This window comes from Pelodictyon luteolum (assembly GCF_001622165.1).
Taxonomy (GTDB): Bacteria; Bacteroidota; Chlorobiia; order Chlorobiales; family Chlorobiaceae; genus Chlorobium; species Chlorobium luteolum_B.
In genome coordinates this window covers 97,685-113,441 of record NZ_LVWG01000021.1, presented here as the reverse complement: position 1 = coordinate 113,441, position 15,757 = coordinate 97,685, and the positions used below count along the sequence as shown (strand labels likewise).

General features: G+C 53.5%; 15 protein-coding genes. 12 read left to right on the top strand and 3 right to left on the bottom strand.

The window, feature by feature from the left end:
• Positions 1–98 precede the first annotated feature (98 nt).
• The 3 genes from A3K90_RS03775 to A3K90_RS03765 all read right to left on the bottom strand — a co-directional run bounded on the left by A3K90_RS03775 (position 99) and on the right by A3K90_RS03765 (position 2,943).
• Entirely contained in the window at positions 99–872 is a 774-nt protein-coding gene (locus tag A3K90_RS03775; RefSeq protein WP_076792368.1) for an SDR family oxidoreductase, read from the bottom strand.
• Positions 873–898: 26 nt separating this feature from the next.
• Positions 899–2,068, bottom strand: coding sequence for a Coenzyme F420 hydrogenase/dehydrogenase, beta subunit C-terminal domain (locus A3K90_RS03770; protein WP_303681247.1), 1,170 nt, complete (start codon positions 2,066–2,068; stop codon positions 899–901).
• Positions 2,069–2,319: 251 nt separating this feature from the next.
• Positions 2,320–2,943 carry a hypothetical protein gene (locus A3K90_RS03765; protein WP_303681246.1) on the bottom strand — a complete coding sequence of 208 codons (624 nt, stop codon included), beginning with the start codon at positions 2,941–2,943 and terminating at the stop codon, positions 2,320–2,322.
• 278 nt (positions 2,944–3,221) lie between these two features.
• Between A3K90_RS03765 and A3K90_RS03760 the strand changes: the two genes are divergently transcribed.
• The 12 genes from A3K90_RS03760 (at position 3,222) to A3K90_RS03705 (ending at position 15,753) form a co-directional block, all read left to right on the top strand.
• A complete protein-coding gene (locus A3K90_RS03760) occupies positions 3,222–4,265 on the top strand; it encodes an IS630 family transposase (protein WP_303681245.1) in 1,044 nt (347 codons plus the stop codon).
• Between the two features lie 110 nt (positions 4,266–4,375).
• Positions 4,376–5,032: an isoprenylcysteine carboxylmethyltransferase family protein gene (locus tag A3K90_RS03755; RefSeq protein WP_303681244.1), complete on the top strand. Its 657-nt coding sequence runs from the start codon at positions 4,376–4,378 to the stop codon at positions 5,030–5,032.
• Positions 5,029–5,901, top strand: coding sequence for an alpha/beta fold hydrolase (locus A3K90_RS03750; protein WP_292002549.1), 873 nt, complete (start codon positions 5,029–5,031; stop codon positions 5,899–5,901). The genes A3K90_RS03755 and A3K90_RS03750 overlap by 4 nt, the downstream gene beginning before the upstream one ends.
• A gap of 116 nt (positions 5,902–6,017) precedes the next feature.
• Entirely contained in the window at positions 6,018–6,248 is a 231-nt protein-coding gene (locus tag A3K90_RS03745) for a metal-sensitive transcriptional regulator (RefSeq protein ID WP_303681243.1), read from the top strand.
• A 6-nt stretch (positions 6,249–6,254) separates the two neighbouring features.
• Positions 6,255–7,574 (top strand): TolC family protein, encoded by a 1,320-nt coding sequence (locus A3K90_RS03740; RefSeq protein ID WP_303681242.1) that lies wholly within the window; start codon positions 6,255–6,257, stop codon positions 7,572–7,574.
• 39 nt (positions 7,575–7,613) lie between these two features.
• Positions 7,614–8,027, top strand: a complete 414-nt coding sequence (locus A3K90_RS03735) for a hypothetical protein (protein ID WP_303681240.1) — start codon at positions 7,614–7,616, stop codon at positions 8,025–8,027.
• The gene (locus tag A3K90_RS03730) at positions 8,024–11,233 is read left to right on the top strand and encodes an efflux RND transporter permease subunit (RefSeq protein WP_303681239.1); all 3,210 of its coding nucleotides are present in this window, start codon (positions 8,024–8,026) and stop codon (positions 11,231–11,233) included. The genes A3K90_RS03735 and A3K90_RS03730 overlap by 4 nt, the downstream gene beginning before the upstream one ends.
• A gap of 20 nt (positions 11,234–11,253) precedes the next feature.
• On the top strand, positions 11,254–11,562 hold the full coding sequence (locus A3K90_RS03725) for a hypothetical protein (protein WP_303681238.1): 309 nt from the start codon (positions 11,254–11,256) through the stop codon (positions 11,560–11,562).
• A 7-nt stretch (positions 11,563–11,569) separates the two neighbouring features.
• A complete protein-coding gene (locus tag A3K90_RS03720) occupies positions 11,570–12,217 on the top strand; it encodes a hydroxyacylglutathione hydrolase family protein (protein ID WP_303681237.1) in 648 nt (215 codons plus the stop codon).
• 203 nt (positions 12,218–12,420) lie between these two features.
• On the top strand, positions 12,421–12,867 hold the full coding sequence (locus tag A3K90_RS03715; RefSeq protein WP_011358708.1) for a CBS domain-containing protein: 447 nt from the start codon (positions 12,421–12,423) through the stop codon (positions 12,865–12,867).
• Positions 12,868–13,002: 135 nt separating this feature from the next.
• Positions 13,003–14,706, top strand: a complete 1,704-nt coding sequence (locus tag A3K90_RS03710; protein WP_303681236.1) for an FAD-dependent oxidoreductase — start codon at positions 13,003–13,005, stop codon at positions 14,704–14,706.
• A gap of 12 nt (positions 14,707–14,718) precedes the next feature.
• On the top strand, positions 14,719–15,753 hold the full coding sequence (locus A3K90_RS03705; RefSeq protein ID WP_303681235.1) for a succinate dehydrogenase/fumarate reductase iron-sulfur subunit: 1,035 nt from the start codon (positions 14,719–14,721) through the stop codon (positions 15,751–15,753).
• The last annotated feature ends 4 nt before the right edge of the window (positions 15,754–15,757 follow it).

The window sequence follows — 15,757 nt, the reverse complement described above, 5'->3', positions numbered from 1 at the left end:
CACGCGTTCAGGTGACTTGAAGCCTGGAAACGGAATTTTCAGGGTGTTATCTTATGATTGTCTCTTTTTGTGTGGTTGCTATTTCCATTGCAGTTAGGTCACCTGCCCAATAAAAAATTGAAAGGCAATGACGCGAGTTTGCCGATCATGTCGGGCGGCGTCATGCGGTTGATGCATGCCCCATGTGTATTGTTTGCAAGAATTCTTTTTGCAAGGTCTTCCGTTGCTTCCCGAACATTTTCGCCAAGCAGTGAAAGAAAGAGCCGGCCAGCATCGGTTTGCTGTGCGGTTTCAGCTTGCAGCGCCGTACGTATGATTCCCGGTATGATTGTGCCAACCTTGATCTTAAGCGACCTGGTCTCTTCAATAAGGGATTTCGAGAAATAGTGTACAGCCGCCTTTGTCGTTCCAAAAATACCCATTCCGTGAATTATTCCCCCGTCGGCCCCCTGACCTTCAAGATTGTACAGGTATCCCGATCCCTGTTCGATCATTCCTCTGATGGCTACATGAGACCCATTTATGGTTCCGGCAAGATTTACATCGAGGGTATGGCCGATCTGCTTCATATCGAGTTTCCAGAACGGAAGCAACGGGTGGGCAATGCCGGCGTTGTTTATCCAGATATCTACCTGGCCGATCGATTTATGCGCATGGTTCCAAAGTTCCTGAACCTGCTTGTAGTCGGAAACATCACAGGTTTTAGCCGAGATATGTTCGGAGCCATGCTGCTCGATCAGTTCATTCAGGGCTTTGTCAAGGTTACTACTGTTGCTGCTGCTGATCATGACACGGCAGCCTTTTGAGAGAAATGCATGCGCAAGACCCAAGCCAATCCCTCTACTGCTTCCCGTGATGACGATGTTTTTCATGTTAATAGCAGTTTGTTCGGTTAAATTCAGGACTCGATTATTCTTTCTATCGATGAAAGATCATATTGAGAAAGAAGGTCATAGATATGGGTCGGCACAATGCCTATATCGTCCGGACGGTACATTTTAAGGAAATAGAAGTTCCTTATAGCATGTATATCTATTGAGTATTTTGCAAATTCAGTTCCTCCTGGACCGGATTTCGCTTTTTTATAGCTCAGATAGATGCCAAGCCATTTAGGCATCGCTTTCCGGTCATCAAGCTTCTCCGGTTGAAGAATCGGCATGAGAGTTGGCTGAAGTGCTGCTTGTACCGCACTATGACTATCGCCAAAAAAAACTTCAGGTGACGTTTCTATTTCATCATTGATAAGATCCAGCAGCTTTTTTCCTCTTTCAGTTCTGACAATAATCCATTGTGTTTTTCTGTTTTTGCTGTAGGGGGCGCCTAAATAGCCGACAGTGATATCTGAAAGGCTGTTAATGTAATCAAAGCAACTCAGGCAGGAGTTCGGAAACACTCCTACTTTCATAACCGCTGATGGAAGGCAGAAAAAAGGGATTTTTTCGACTTTTCCGGCTTTGTGCAGAATATGTACCCTGTAGTCCTGCATGAATTCGAAATTGATAACCGTTTCCGGTTTTTTGCTGATATTCCGGAAAACCCATTGAAGGTGGGATGGTTCCAGATTATCTGTGCAAGGAATGCCTACGATATACAGTTCCAAATTGGCAAAATAGGGTTTTTTTCTTGTAAAATCCCTTACCATATGTACATGGCAGGCAGCGCCGACAATCAGGAGTCTTGTCGTTTTTTCCCGATAAGCCGTATGCAATGCCTGAAGCACCGGAGAAAGTACGGGTTTGTTGCCGCGGGCCTCATGAATATCCTGAGCGGTTTTAGCAAGCACTGCTTTTGGTTTCAGAGGCTCTCCATGAAGCGTAAGCACCGCATCCACAAGGTTTGTTTGCAGAGCCATTGTCGATATTCGGGTAATGATGCCGCTCCATTGCGCGCCATTGACAGGTTTTTTAAGTGTTGCGTTGAATCGTTTGAGGCTGATACCGAAACGCAGTTCGTCGCTGTCTTCCGGGTTCCTTACTCTTCCGAAAATCCTTTGTTCATGATTTTCTACCCATCCACAGCGAAAAACACAGCTTTCCAGGCTCTCCTTCACCGGCCAGACATTGCCCATGCATAGACCGCAGTTGCTGCACAATGGCTCGTCGAAGCGAGGTGTCTGTATTTTTGATGGTTTAGTCATAGGAAGAGATGAAGTTTTCAACGACACAACAGAATGTTGCATTAAAATAGGTATTTTGTTTTGAGTGATCAAGAGGCATGCATCAAGCCTTTATTTTAAGGGCGCTTTGTGCATGGTACATGATAACTTATGCTGATAATCAGACTGCGGTCAGACAAACCCTGTGTTGCCATCTTTTCTGTCTATTTCTTTCCACCTTCGGCGGCAATTTCAGGCATAGAGCAGCAGATATCCGACTGAACCTGACAAAGCATGCTTTCGGTTGCCTGTTGCATGATTTTCGACATAATCATATCGGTCATGAATTTCAGTGCCGGTTCCGGCATGAGATTGAGCGGAAATGACAGTTTGAAATCCAGCGATATATTTGTTTCGAAATGAACCGTCGTCCGATTGTCTGTCTGGTGAAGAAGGAAAATTTCAGAAAAAGTTTTGCCGATGAAGGTATGGTCGTTGTTAAAAAGCAGTTCCGGGGCCGAGTCGACGGTTTCCCAGATAATTTTTTTCCCGGGGGTCTCTGTATCGATGGGAGCCCGGCTTTCACCGGCGTAGCGCCTGAAAACAGCACTGTCTGTCGGTATATGTTCTTCGGTCTGTCTGACAAAAAAGATTGCTACGATCGGGTTATTTCGAGGATCGTCAACCTCGAAGGTCCATTGAAAAACATCGAAATCCGGTATATAGCGGACATATCTGCAGTACGGATTGCATTTCAGGATTTTCTCGTGATTTGAGAAATAAACAGTCGATTCCTGCAGGCATGACTCAAGAACGACCAATGCTTTACTTTTTCCTACAACTTCCATGATTACACAAAAACGTTTCTTTCTCCCTGATGTTGTTTCATACTCACTTACTACTCTAAAAGGGCGCGACAATTTGTTTTTTTAACTGGACGCGCGATTAAGGCTCAGGATGAACGGACATTTGCTGCCTGAGTGTTTCTGATGAACAGGTTTACTCGCCCAACAGTTCCTTACCTGAAGATTTCAATATCCCCTTAAAATCTAACCGTTCTTGCCAGTATTGCAAACAACTATTATTAATCCGGCAATTATAGTTCTCAATTTATTATATTGAGAGCATGGAAAAAATAGACGTTAGAAAAGTATCGGACCGTGAGCGTGAATTATTGCGCAAACAGGTCATAAGCCTTCGAACGAAAGGCAAAAAAAACAGCGAAGTAGCCGAATTGCTTGGCTTGCCTGTTGAGACAACCAGCCGTTGGTGGCAGTGGTATTTACGCGAAGGAAAGCAGATGCTTTCGGTGCCGAAACGTGGTCGCAAAACCGGTGAAAAACGACATCTGAGCGTAGAGCAAGAGAAACAGATCCAGAAGATGATAGTTGATCATTATCCTGATCAATTGAAACTGCCATTTGCACTCTGGGACCGACAAGCCGTTCGGCAGTTGATCAAACTGCAGTTCGGTTTTCTTATGCCTATTCGAACGGTCGGAGAGTATCTTTCACGCTGGGGCTATACTCCTCAAAAGCCGATCCGAAAAGCATGCGAGCAGCGTCCTGCGGAAGTCGGACGGTGGATGGAAGAATCATATCCTGCCATAGCAGCGCAGGCCAAGGCTGAAAAGGCAGAGATTTACTGGGGAGATGAGACCGGTATCGCAACGAATGGCAACTGTGTACGCGGCTATGCCCCAGCCGGGAAGACCCCTGAATTGCGCCTGAATGCCCGGAAAGAGCACATCAGCATGATGTCAGCAATCAGCAATCGGGGCAAACTGCGATTCATGCTGTATGAAGATGCGATGAACGGCAAGCGGCTCATAGAATTCATGAAACGTCTGGTCAGGGATGTCGGTCACAAAGTGATTCTGATCCTCGACAATCTGAAAGTACATCATTGCAAACCGGTCAAAGAATGGCTTGGCAAAAACACAGAGAAGATCGAAGTTTTCTATTTGCCCGCCTATTCACCGGAATTGAATCCTGATGAGTATCTGAATAACGATTTGAAACTCGCAGTGCATGGAAATAATGGTGGTGTTGCCCGCACAAAAGATGCGATTCGGAAGAAGACCGTTTCACATTTGAGGCATCTGCAGAAGACGCCGGAACAGGTAGAAAAACTATTTGATCACCCAAGCGTTCGGTATGCAAAGGGTTGAGTCCTTTAATTGCCGGAGTAATAACCTGACTTCACCGACCCTTTTCATTATATTTTCAGAGAGCATTACCTTTCCTCCGATGTGAGCTTGAAAAACCAGTAAAACAATGTATGGCCATGCATGATGAGTTGCCGTTCAGGATTATTTTTGCCGGGATCTACGTCGCGGGTTTCCTGATGAGAGGCTTGTTCATACAGCGCATGAAACCTCAAGAAAAACCGATAATACCTGAAGCGGGAAATGCAGGGGAAATAAGCCGTTTCAGGGTTATTTTCCAGAAGGTAATGTTTTTTTTATGGATAGCTATCGTGGCGAGTTACACATGGTATCCACCATGGGTTGAGGCTTTGCATTTTCCTTTTCCCACATGGCTCCGTTACGGGGGCGCTATTGCTGCTGCAGTATCTTTTCTGTTTCTTTTTCTGACCATGAAAACACTCGGAAGATACTGGAGTCCTTTGCCAAGATTGATGGAAGGGCACAAGCTTGTAATCACAGGGCCCTATCGTTTTATCAGGCACCCCATGTATACCGCCATGATGGTGCTTTTTATAGCTTTTATACTTATTACGGCGAATGTGGCCGTAACTGTGTTTAGCTTGGTTGCCATTGTGTTGACTGTCAAATGGGCTTTAAAGGAGGAGAAAATGCTGATCGGTTTTTTCGGGGACGAATACCGGGCGTATGTGACGCATACGGGTGCTTTTTTGCCTGCCCCCAGGAAGATGGTTCGGCAAATCTTTTTTAACCAGCACGAACAGCCATGAGTTTTGCCGATATAACAAGAGGGAAGATATATTATGAAGACACCGGATGGGGTGTTGGCGACGATCGGGAAGTCGTTTTGTTTTTCAACGGCTGGTCAATTTCTGCGAGATACTGGATACCTGTAATAGATCGCTTATCTTCGCAGTACCGTTGTCTTTCCTTCGATCAAAGCGGAACGGGCCGAACCGTATGCAGCCCATCGTGTCTTTCCTTTTCCGTCGAGGGGTTTGCCGATGAGGCGTCGGAATTGCTTGTACGTCTTGGCCTTCTCGGCTCCAGAAAGCTGCATATTGTCGGCCACTCGATGGGAGGTATGATCGCGACGGAAATCTGCAACAGGCATCCCGAATCCCTTGTTTCGGCAACAATTGTCAATTGTGGTATTTTCGATGACGAACTGCTCAAATCTTTCCATCATGTTCTGGTCGGCGGTATGATAGATGTTGCCATGCTCTTCAAGTGGGTATTTCTTTTCGAACCGTTCAAGTCGTTGTTCATCGATCGCGCGATTAGCCGGCCCATCGACCAGAAGTACAGGACTGTTTTCGTCGAGGATTTCGTGACAAGCGACACCAGGGCAGCGACCGCTGTCGGAAAATTTGCCATAGATCCTCAAATAATAGGGAGATATACGTCTGAAGCTGTAAAGATCTGTGCGCCGCTTCTCTGTGTGGTCGGCATGGCCGACCGAACAATCCCGCCAGAAGGCATGCAAACCCTTTATAACAGACGTATCGAGCAGAGTGCCTTCTTAACCAGGCAGGCCAGGTTCGATCATGCCGGCCATCTGCCGATGCTCGAAGTGCTTCCGGAGTTTGAACTGGCTCTTCGCAGCCATTTTTGTGCAGCAAGCAGACTTATCGGATAAGCAGAGAGCGCGAGCTCCTGTTTTTTTTGAAAAAATTTTTTATAGATTCCATGCCCATACGGGGTATGGGTATGTTTCTGTGCTGTCGGCAAGTCCTGCAACTTGATGATAAAGATATGGATGATGTGATTTTGAGGTTGAAAAAAGTTAACGGCCAGATACAAGGGCTGATAAGGATGGTGGAGAACAGTGATAACTGTGAAAAGGTCATAGTCCAGTTCCAGGCGGCTAAAGCCGCTCTTGAAAAGACCTATTCGCTGGTTCTCGACAGGAGTCTCAAAGAGTGCATGAGCCAGGACGATTCGAAAAATGTTGAAAAGATTCTTAAACTGATTTCCAAACAGTAATACACGATGAAGGTATCCAAGGCGCTCGCCGCTTTTCTGGTTGCGGCATCCCTTTCAACCCCTTCCGGGGCGGAGGCTGCGGCAAAGACGCTGAAACTCTCCCTCAAGGAGGCCATCACGATGGCCCGCGAGAAAAACTCCACCATCAAGGCTGCCCGCAGCCGCGTGGATCAGGCCGAAGGGCGGATCGTGCAGAGCCGCAAGTCCTACCTTCCCTCCGTGACCCTCTCCGAAACCTATTTCCGCACCAACGATGCGGGCGCGGTGCTGGTTGGTAAGCTACAGCAGAATATCGCCAACCCAGCCGTTGATTTCGGGGTCGAAGCATTGAACAACCCCGATCCCATCAGCGACTTCAACACATCGCTGCAGCTCATGCAGCCGATCTACAACCGTGATGGCGCAATCGGTCGCGGCATGGCTAGGAAGGCCAAGGTCGCCGAGCAGTACATGACCGCGCGTACTGAAGAGACCATTGATCTCTATGTCAGCAAGGCCTATTACGGCATGATGCTTGCCCTCCGCAACATCACCGCTATCGACCAGTCGATTGCCACCATGCAGCGCCACAGCACCGAGGCCGGCAGGGCTTACAATTCCGGCATGCTTCCGAAGTCCGACAAGCTTTCCACCGATGTTCGCCTGGCTGAGCTTCGTGAGCAGAAGATGATGCTTCAGGACGGCGTGAAGGAGGCCAAAGACGCCCTTCGTGTCCTGCTCAACCTTGAGGCTGATGTCAATATCGAGCCTACCGGCACCTTTTCAGTGGACGCAGCGCTTCCTTCTGTCGCGGCCTCTTCTACCCGTTCCGACCTCATGGCTATGGAGACCTACCGTCAGCTTGCTGAAGAGCAGGGCGAGATGGCCAGTGCCGCAGGCCTTCCCCGCCTTAATGCATTTGCCCGCGCTGACCACCATACCGCCGACTTCGACAAGGATGGCTCAAGCTGGATGGTTGGCCTGAACATGCAGTGGCAGATCTTCGACGGCATGGCAATTTCCGGCAAGGTGCAGGAGGCCAAGGCCCGTGAGCGTGAGGCTCGTTATAGTTATGAGGCGGCCAAGAGCAACAGTGCTGCCGAGGTGGCCAAGGCCCTCCGCTCGATGAAGACCGCCAAGGAGCGGATCGCGGTCGCTGGCCAGTCGCTTGAGGAGGCGAAGGTAAGTCTCGACTATATCGGCGAGCAGTACCGTACAGGCAAGGCGATGACCTTTGAGCTCCTCATGCGGGAGGGTGCATATACCTACGCCAAGATGAGGCTGAACCAGGCGAAATACGACTACGCGGTCGCCAAAAGCGAACTGGCCTATTACGGGGCGAAATAACTCAGCTCTCTGCAACTGCACGGTAAATCATTGAAGCATATGGCACTGAAAAAACAAAATATTGTCTTTGCGGCCTTCACTGCCCTGCTCTTTGCTGGGTGTGGCGGCCATGAGGCGCCCTCTCCCCAGCAGCCTGCTGCCGCTGAGACGGTCGCTGTCCAGAATATTCTGCCGGTGGAGGCCGTGCAGGGCTCCGGCAATGGAAGTCAGCTGCTCGTTCCCGCTACGGCGGTGTTCCGGGAAGGCGCCTTGCAGGGAGTGCTTGTTGTTGGAGACGATGGCCGCATAGCAGTTCGCTGGATCAGCACCGGCCATGCCGTTGCCGGGAATCTTGTCGTGCTCGCCGGCCTCGATGCGGGAGAACTTGTCGTCGGGTCCTATGATCCGGCACTTCGTGAAGGAATTACAGTAACAAAGAGTCAGTCTGTGACAGAGGAGGTTCAGTCCAAATGAATGAAGGTATTGCCGGTAAACTCGCCAAGCAGTTTATCAATTCGAAGATTACGCCCCTCCTGATGGTTGCGGCGCTCCTGGTCGGTGTCATTGCGACATTCATGACCCCAAGGGAGGAAGAGCCGCAGATTGTCGTGCCGATGGTCGACATCTACATTCCCTATCCCGGAGCAGCGCCTTCCGAGGTTGCGGAGCGTGTTGCAAAGCCGTTCGAGCGCTCACTCACCGAAATCCAGGGCGTTGATTACGTCTACTCGACCTCCATGCCCGATTTCGCTCTTGTGACCGTCCGCTACGATGTGGGCGCAAGCACTGAGGAGAGCATGGTCAAGCTCTGGGGCACACTCATGAAGAACATGGACAAGATGCCTGCAGGTGTCCAGATGCCGCTCATGAAGAAGGTCGCCATCGATGACGTTCCCGTACTGAACCTCACCTTCTGGGGCGGCAAGACCGATCCCTACCGGCTCCGTCAGGCCGCCATTGATGTGGCTGACGAACTGAAGAAGATCCCCGATATCGGTGATGTCGAGATCAAGGGCGGTCTGAAGCGCCAGGTCCGCATCCTGCTTGACAAGAGCAAACTGCAGCGCTACAATGTCAGCGCGCCGCAGATCATGCAGCAGATCCAGTCGGCCAACAGCCAGATCACTTCTGGCGACTTCACCTCGATGAACCGCGAGGTCATCGTCCGCACCGGCAAGTTCCTGGAGAGTGCAGAGGATGTGGGCAGTGTCGTTGTCGGCGTTTACGGCGGCTCGCCCGTCTACGTCCGTGATGTTGCCACCATCAGCGACGGTCCTGAAGAAGTGAACAACTACAACTTCCTCACCTGGGGAGCAGCTGCTCCGGCCGGCATGCCGGATGGCGAGTTTCCTGCCGTAACCCTCACCGTCGCCAAACGCAAGGGCACCGATGCCAGCGTGCTGGCCGGCAAGGTGATCGCCAAGGTCAATCAGCTTGAGGAGCAGAAGGTTGTTCCCCACGGCATCACCGTCACTGAGACCCGCAACTACGGTGAAACCGCAACCGAAAAGGTTTTCACCCTTCTCGAGCACCTCAGTATCGCCGTTGTCGCCGTGACGATCGTCGTCGGCTTCTTCCTCGGCTGGAGAGGTGCGCTCGTCAACTTCATGTCGGTGCCGATCACCTTCGCGCTGACGTTGCTTGTATACTTCCTCTTTGACTACTCGCTGAACCGGGTGACGCTCTTTGCGCTGATATTCGTTACCGGCATCGTGGTTGATGACTCCATCATCATCGCTGAGAACATCCACCGGCACTTTGCCATGAAGCGGCAGCCGAAACTCCAGGCCGCAATCACCGCGGTCAGCGAGGTCGGTAACCCGACCATTCTGGCGACCTTCACCGTCATCGCCGCAGTGCTCCCGATGGTGTTCGTTTCCGGCCTCATGGGCCCTTACATGAGCCCGATGCCCATCGGCGCATCGCTCGCCATGATCTTCTCGCTGCTTGTCGCCCTCATCGCCACCCCGTGGCTCTCCTACCGCCTGTTGAAGACCGAGGAAGGCGGACATGATGAGTACGACATCCAGAAGACCTCATACTACCGTGTGTTCAACTCAGTGCTCTCTCCGCTTATCGACAGCAGCCTGAAGCGCTGGATGGCCTTCGGTGTGGTCGGACTGATGCTGCTTGGCGCCATAGCCCTTGTGCCCCTTAAGGCTGTCGAGATGAAGATGCTGCCGTTCGACAACAAGAACGAGTTCCAGGTCATCATCGATATGCCGGAAGGCACCGCTCTTGAAGAAACCGGACGGGTTGCCCAGGAAATCTCAGGCTACCTCCGTACGGTCCCCGAGGTCGAAAGCTGCCAGTACTACGTAGGCACCAACGCGCCGATCAACTTCAATGGCCTCGTGCGCCATTACTACCTCCGCCAGGCCGACAACATGGCCGATGTGCAGGTCAATCTCGTTGACAAGGCTCAGCGCAGCGACCAGAGCCACGACATCGCCAAGCGTGTCCGTGCGGGCGTGCAGGAGATCGGCAGGAAATACGGTGCAAATGCCAAGATCGTCGAGATTCCTCCCGGTCCTCCGGTCCTCTCCACCCTCGTTGCTGAAATCTACGGCCCGACAGAGAAGGACCGCATTGAACTTGCCGGGAAGGTAAAGCAGATTTTCCTTGAGACTCCCGGCGTGGTCGATGTCGACTGGCTTGTCGAGGACGACCAGGAGGTATACGACCTTGTTGTTGATAAGAAAAAGGCTGCCTTCCGGGGCGTCTCTGTCCAGCAGATCGCCCAGACGCTCCGCATGTCGGTTGCCGGCATGGACATCGGTGCGCTACATGGCCAGCCGGACCTCGAGCAGGTGGTCATCCACGTGCGCCTGCCGAAGGCAGACCGCACCTCACTTGGCGACCTCTCCAACATCTTTGTCCAGTCTCAGGGTATGGGCTCGATGACGAGCCGCCTTCGTGCCGGCGAGATGATTCCGCTGTCGGAACTGGTGAAGGTGGAGAAGAGCGTGCAGGACAAGAGTATCTACCGCAAGGACCTGCACGATGTGGTTTACGTTACGGCTGACGTCGCCGGCGTGACCGAAAGCCCTGTTTACGCAATGCTGGAGATGGACAAAAAGATTGCCGCCCTGAAGCTGCCTGACGGACACAGCGTTTCTCCGCTCTACACCTCTCTTCCTGAGAGCGAGGCCAAGACGGCCATGAAGTGGGACGGCGAGTGGCAGATCACCTTCGAGGTGTTCCGCGATCTCGGTACGGCGTTTGCTGTCGTGCTCGTCATCATCTATCTGCTTATTGTCGGCTGGTTCCAGTCGTTCAAGACGCCGCTCATCATGATGATTGCCATTCCGCTGAGCCTTGTTGGCATCATTCCCGGCCACTGGATTCACGGGGCGTTCTTTACGGCAACAAGCATGATCGGCATGATTGCGCTTGCAGGTATCATGGTCCGCAACTCGGTGCTGCTCATCGACTTCATCCAGATTCGCCGCGACGAGGGCGAGGGGCTCAAGCAGGCCATCATCGAGTCTGCCGCGGTCCGTACCCGTCCGATCATCCTCACCTCCGGTGCGGTGGTCATTGGTTCCATCGTCATGCTGTTCGACCCGATCTTCCAGGGCCTGGCCATTTCGATGATCTGGGGCGGCGTGCTCTCGACCATCCTGACTCTTGTCGTCGTGCCGCTGGTATACTACATGGCTGAAAAGAAAAACGCATAACCCCAACCAGGGACACCATTATGAAATTTCTCGCAATCATGGGGCATGAGGAGACCCGCCCCCAGGTCCGCAAGCTGTTCAAGGAGCACCGGGTCCATATGTTCTCGAACATTGCCATCCGTGGCTGCAACTGCCAGCGTTCTGACATGGAGCACCAGTCCTGGTGGCCTTCTGACGAAAGCCTCGGCACATATTCCTCGCTCTGCTTCGCCATCCTTGACTCATCGAAGGCTGATGAGATCATGGAGGCGCTTGAGCGCAACCCCATCGCAGTCGACAAGGACTTTCCTGCACGCGCGTTTCTCATGAACGTCGAAAAGTTCTTATAACAGGGCGATGACATTGCTGGTCGAGCAGTTCCGCACCGGCGGCGACAGGAACTTCGGTTACCTCGCCGCCGATGCAGAGAGCCGTCTGGCTTTCATCGTCGACCCCTCCTACAGTCCCCAGCCCATTGTCCATGCCGCCACTGAGCGCGGCTACAGCGTCCGCTACATCTTCTCGACTCACGGCCATCAGGACCATACCTGCGGCAACGATCAAGCCCGGAGGCTTACGGGTCTGGAGCCTCTTCTCTATGGTTGCACCTGCCCTCTTACCGGCATCAAGGTGCTTGATGGCGCACATTTCCCTCTCGGCTCGCTAGACCTGGCCGTCATCCATACGCCGGGCCACACTCCCGACTCCATCTGCCTCTATTCCGAAGGCGCGCTCTTCACAGGCGACACGCTTTTTGTCGGAAAAGTCGGTGGTACCGGCACTGATGACGAGGCCCGGAACGAGTACGACTCCCTGCACCATAAAATCCTGACGCTCCCGCCCGAAACAACGGTCTGGCCGGGTCATGACTACGGCCTCCGGCCTGTGTCTGACATTGGCACCGAGAGGATGACGAATCCCTTCCTTATGCGAGCGGATGTTGCCCTGTTTATTGATCTAAAGAGGAACTGGGCGGCTTATAAAAAGGCTCACGGCATCGCCTGACTCCGGGCCTCTGGTGGCGATTTTCTGAGCGATTTTGTGAATCAGCCCGTATTGCTTACATTATAGGCTCAGTTTTTTCCCTTCGGGTAGCAGGCCCTCTGCGCCCCGGTGCAGTTTCTCATGCAGTATGATCGAGAGAGCGGGCAGCACATTCTCCGGCCCGTCCGGTGTTTTATCCATTCTAAAGTAACCAGATGTCGACTATGGACCAGCTTATTACATTACGGACGCTGCCGGTATCGGCCCTCATGCAGAAGGATTTCGCAATGATCAAGGGAAGCTGCACGGTTGCAGAGGCCCTGCAGATCATGAAAAAAAGCGGCGAGAGCGGTCTTATCGTAGAGCCGCGCAATGAAGACGACTGCTACGGCGTCATCACGGAAAAAGACATTCTCGGCAAGGTTATCGATCCCGGCGAAGATGTGCATCGTGATCCCTGGAATACCCCTGTCTTCCAGATAATGAGCAAGCCGGTCATCAGCGTCAACCCGAGCCTCCGCATCAAGTATGCGCTCCGCATGATGAAGCGCACCAATGTCCGCCGCCTGACGGTGATGGACGGCAACGCGGTGGTAGGCGTACTCAATATGACCGATGTCCTCCATGCCGTCGAGGAGCTGCCGGCTCACGACGACCATGTCGCCCTGTAAGGTGACGGTCCCCAGCGGCCTTTCCTGAGAGATTCCGAGAAAGAGACTATCCAGAATGCGGGGCTCCGCCACTGCTGTGCCTTGCCATTTAATCCGTGCGCCTGCCAAAAGAGGCCATACATAAGACTTGAGCGAATGAAACCATTTGATATCATTATCGTCGGAGGGGGGGGCGCCGGGCTCTACGCCGCCATGGAAGCGATGAAGACGAATCCGTCGCTGAACATCGCAGTGCTCTCGAAGGTCTATCCCAACCGCTCCCACACGTCTGCCGCCCAGGGCGGCGCCAACGCCGCGCTCGCAAACACGGCCAAGGACGACTCGGTCGAACTGCATATTTTCGACACCATCAAGGGTAGCGACTACCTCGCCGATCAGGATGCCGCCGAAGTGCTCTGCACCGAGGCTCCGAAAATCATCCGCGAACTCGACAACATGGGTACCCCGTGGTCGCGCCTTGACGACAAGACCATCGCTCAGCGCCCCTTCGGCGGTGCAGGCCGTCCCCGATGCTGTTACTGCGCCGACAAGACGGGGCACACCATCCTCCAGACCCTCTACGAACAGTGTCTGAAGAAAGGTGTGGTATTCTTCAACGAGTACCTTGCACTCAACCTTTCCGTAAAGGGCAGTCGCTCCAAGGGGCTCATCGCCATGGACATCAAGACCGGCAAGATCGAGGCGTTCACCGCCCGGACCGTGATCTTTGCCACCGGCGGCTATGCCAAGATGTACTGGAACCGTTCGAGCAACGCGCTCGGCAACTCCGGCGACGGTCAGGCCATCGCCTACCGCGCAGGCATTCCGCTGAAAGATATGGAGTTTGTCCAGTTCCACCCGACCGGCCTGCGCAAGAGCGGTCTGCTTGTTACAGAGGGTGCTCGTGGCGAGGGCGGTTACCTTGTCAACAGCCTCGGCGAGCGTTTCATGTCGCGCTACGCACCTGAAAAGATGGAACTCGGACCGCGTGACCTCGTCTCCCGTTCCATCGAAACCGAAATTCTCCAGGGCCGCGGTTTCGACAGCCCTGCAGGCAAATACGTCCACCTCGATCTCACCCATCTTGGTGCCGACCTCATCCGCCAGCGCCTTCCCCAGATCCGTGAGATGTCTATGTACTTCGAAGGCGTCGATCCGATCGAGGAGCCGATTCCCGTCCGCCCGACGGCCCACTACTCCATGGGAGGCATTGATACTGACAACCAGGGCCGCACCGTGATGGAGGGAGTCTATGCCGCCGGCGAATGTGCCTGCGTTTCCGTCCATGGGGCCAACCGCCTCGGCGGTAACTCCCTGCTCGACATCCTCGTCTTCGGTCGCATCGCGGGCCATACGGCAGCTGAGGAGGCCCGCAGCTTCGAACCCGGCAATATTACCGACGCTGAACTGAAGGAGCATGCCGAAGAGATCCGCAGCTACATGCAGCCCTCGGGTCACTATGAGCGCTACGGCGCACTCCGTGAAGAGCTTGGCCATACTCTCGGCACCAATGTCGGCATCTACCGCGAGGCCTCGCTGCTCCGGAAGGGGATCGAGGAGATCGCCGCCCTGCGGGAACGCTTCAAGAAGGTCCGGGTGTTCGACTCGAGCGACGTGTTCAACACCAATCTGCTCCAGGTCCTTGAGCTCCGTAACATGCTCGACCTCTCCGAAACCGTCGCCGCAGGCGCGTATGCCCGTGAAGAGAGCCGCGGTTCACACACCCGCACCGATTTCCCGACGAGGGACGACGGAAAGTGGCACAAGCATACGATGGCGACCCTTGTCGACGGCAAGCTGGAACTCGGCGAAAAGCCGGTGACGATGGGCCGTTATGAACTCCAGGAAAGAACTTATTAACCACACGAGCCCATGACTGTCTCAAGCGAACAGCATATCGAAGGCAAGCGGGATGTCACCTTCCGGGTGTTCAGACTGAACCCCCAGGTTGACAGCAAGCCTTATTTCGATGACTATACCATCCCGGTCGAACGGGGTATCACGGTGCTTCGTGCGCTGAACTACATCAAGGAGAACATCGACGCCTCCGTCAGCTACCGGGTGTTCTGCCAGGCAGGCATCTGCGGTTCCTGCGGCATGCGCATCAACGGCATTTCCAAGCTCGCCTGCACCACCCAGGTATGGGATGAGCTCCCCAAGTGCCGGGAAGCAGGCATCATCAAGATCGAGCCGCTGCGCAACCTGCCGCTTCTCAAGGATCTTATCGTCGACATGGATCCACTTGTCGGCAAGATGAAGCACTACCGGAACTGGGTTGAGTCGAGCATGCCGGAACCCGAGATGGGGAAGAAAGAGTTCCTTGTCTCCGAAGAGGAGTTCTCGCGTTACGACAAGGCCACCGACTGCATTCTCTGTGCATCCTGCGTTTCGGAGTGCAGCATCCTTCGTGCCAACAAGGAGTACGTTTCGCCTGCAGTGCTCCTGAAGTCGTACCGCATGAACGTCGACACGCGCGACAGCCTCCATGACGTCCGCCTCGCCGAACTGGTGCAGGATCACGGCGTGTGGGACTGCACCCACTGTTACCGTTGCCAGGAGACCTGCGTGAAAAATATCCCGATCATGGAAGCCATCCACGGCATCCGTGAAGATGCCATCGAGTGCCGCGGCCTGAAAGACACTGCCGGCGCCAAGCATGCCGAGGCGTTCATGTCCGATATCGAGAAGAAGGGCAAGCTGGTCGAGGCAACCCTGCCGTTCCGCACCAATGGCGTTGCATGGACGGTGAAGAACCTTCTGCCGATGGCCGTGAAGATGATCCTGAAACGCCGCACGCCGCCACCGCCACCGCTCGTCAAGTCGTCGAAAGGCATGAAGCAGTTCCGCGAGGAGTTCCGTGAGATGACTGAGCATGTGAAAGATGATCACAAGACCCATAATAAATAATCGG

What these genes read in the sequence shown, in the direction of transcription:
- A3K90_RS03710 (WP_303681236.1), top strand. Translation starts at nt 13,003, where the DNA reads ATGAAACCATTTGATATCATTATCGTCGGAGGGGGGGGCGCCGGGCTC.
- A3K90_RS03745 (WP_303681243.1), top strand. Translation starts at nt 6,018, where the DNA reads ATGGATGATGTGATTTTGAGGTTGAAAAAAGTTAACGGCCAGATACAA.
- A3K90_RS03765 (WP_303681246.1), bottom strand. Translation starts at nt 2,943, where the DNA reads ATGGAAGTTGTAGGAAAAAGTAAAGCATTGGTCGTTCTTGAGTCATGC.
- A3K90_RS03755 (WP_303681244.1), top strand. Translation starts at nt 4,376, where the DNA reads ATGGCCATGCATGATGAGTTGCCGTTCAGGATTATTTTTGCCGGGATC.
- A3K90_RS03770 (WP_303681247.1), bottom strand. Translation starts at nt 2,068, where the DNA reads ATGGGCAATGTCTGGCCGGTGAAGGAGAGCCTGGAAAGCTGTGTTTTT.
- A3K90_RS03720 (WP_303681237.1), top strand. Translation starts at nt 11,570, where the DNA reads ATGACATTGCTGGTCGAGCAGTTCCGCACCGGCGGCGACAGGAACTTC.
- A3K90_RS03750 (WP_292002549.1), top strand. Translation starts at nt 5,029, where the DNA reads ATGAGTTTTGCCGATATAACAAGAGGGAAGATATATTATGAAGACACC.
- A3K90_RS03760 (WP_303681245.1), top strand. Translation starts at nt 3,222, where the DNA reads ATGGAAAAAATAGACGTTAGAAAAGTATCGGACCGTGAGCGTGAATTA.
- A3K90_RS03735 (WP_303681240.1), top strand. Translation starts at nt 7,614, where the DNA reads ATGGCACTGAAAAAACAAAATATTGTCTTTGCGGCCTTCACTGCCCTG.
- A3K90_RS03715 (WP_011358708.1), top strand. Translation starts at nt 12,421, where the DNA reads ATGGACCAGCTTATTACATTACGGACGCTGCCGGTATCGGCCCTCATG.
- A3K90_RS03705 (WP_303681235.1), top strand. Translation starts at nt 14,719, where the DNA reads ATGACTGTCTCAAGCGAACAGCATATCGAAGGCAAGCGGGATGTCACC.
- A3K90_RS03730 (WP_303681239.1), top strand. Translation starts at nt 8,024, where the DNA reads ATGAATGAAGGTATTGCCGGTAAACTCGCCAAGCAGTTTATCAATTCG.
- A3K90_RS03725 (WP_303681238.1), top strand. Translation starts at nt 11,254, where the DNA reads ATGAAATTTCTCGCAATCATGGGGCATGAGGAGACCCGCCCCCAGGTC.
- A3K90_RS03740 (WP_303681242.1), top strand. Translation starts at nt 6,255, where the DNA reads ATGAAGGTATCCAAGGCGCTCGCCGCTTTTCTGGTTGCGGCATCCCTT.
- A3K90_RS03775 (WP_076792368.1), bottom strand. Translation starts at nt 872, where the DNA reads ATGAAAAACATCGTCATCACGGGAAGCAGTAGAGGGATTGGCTTGGGT.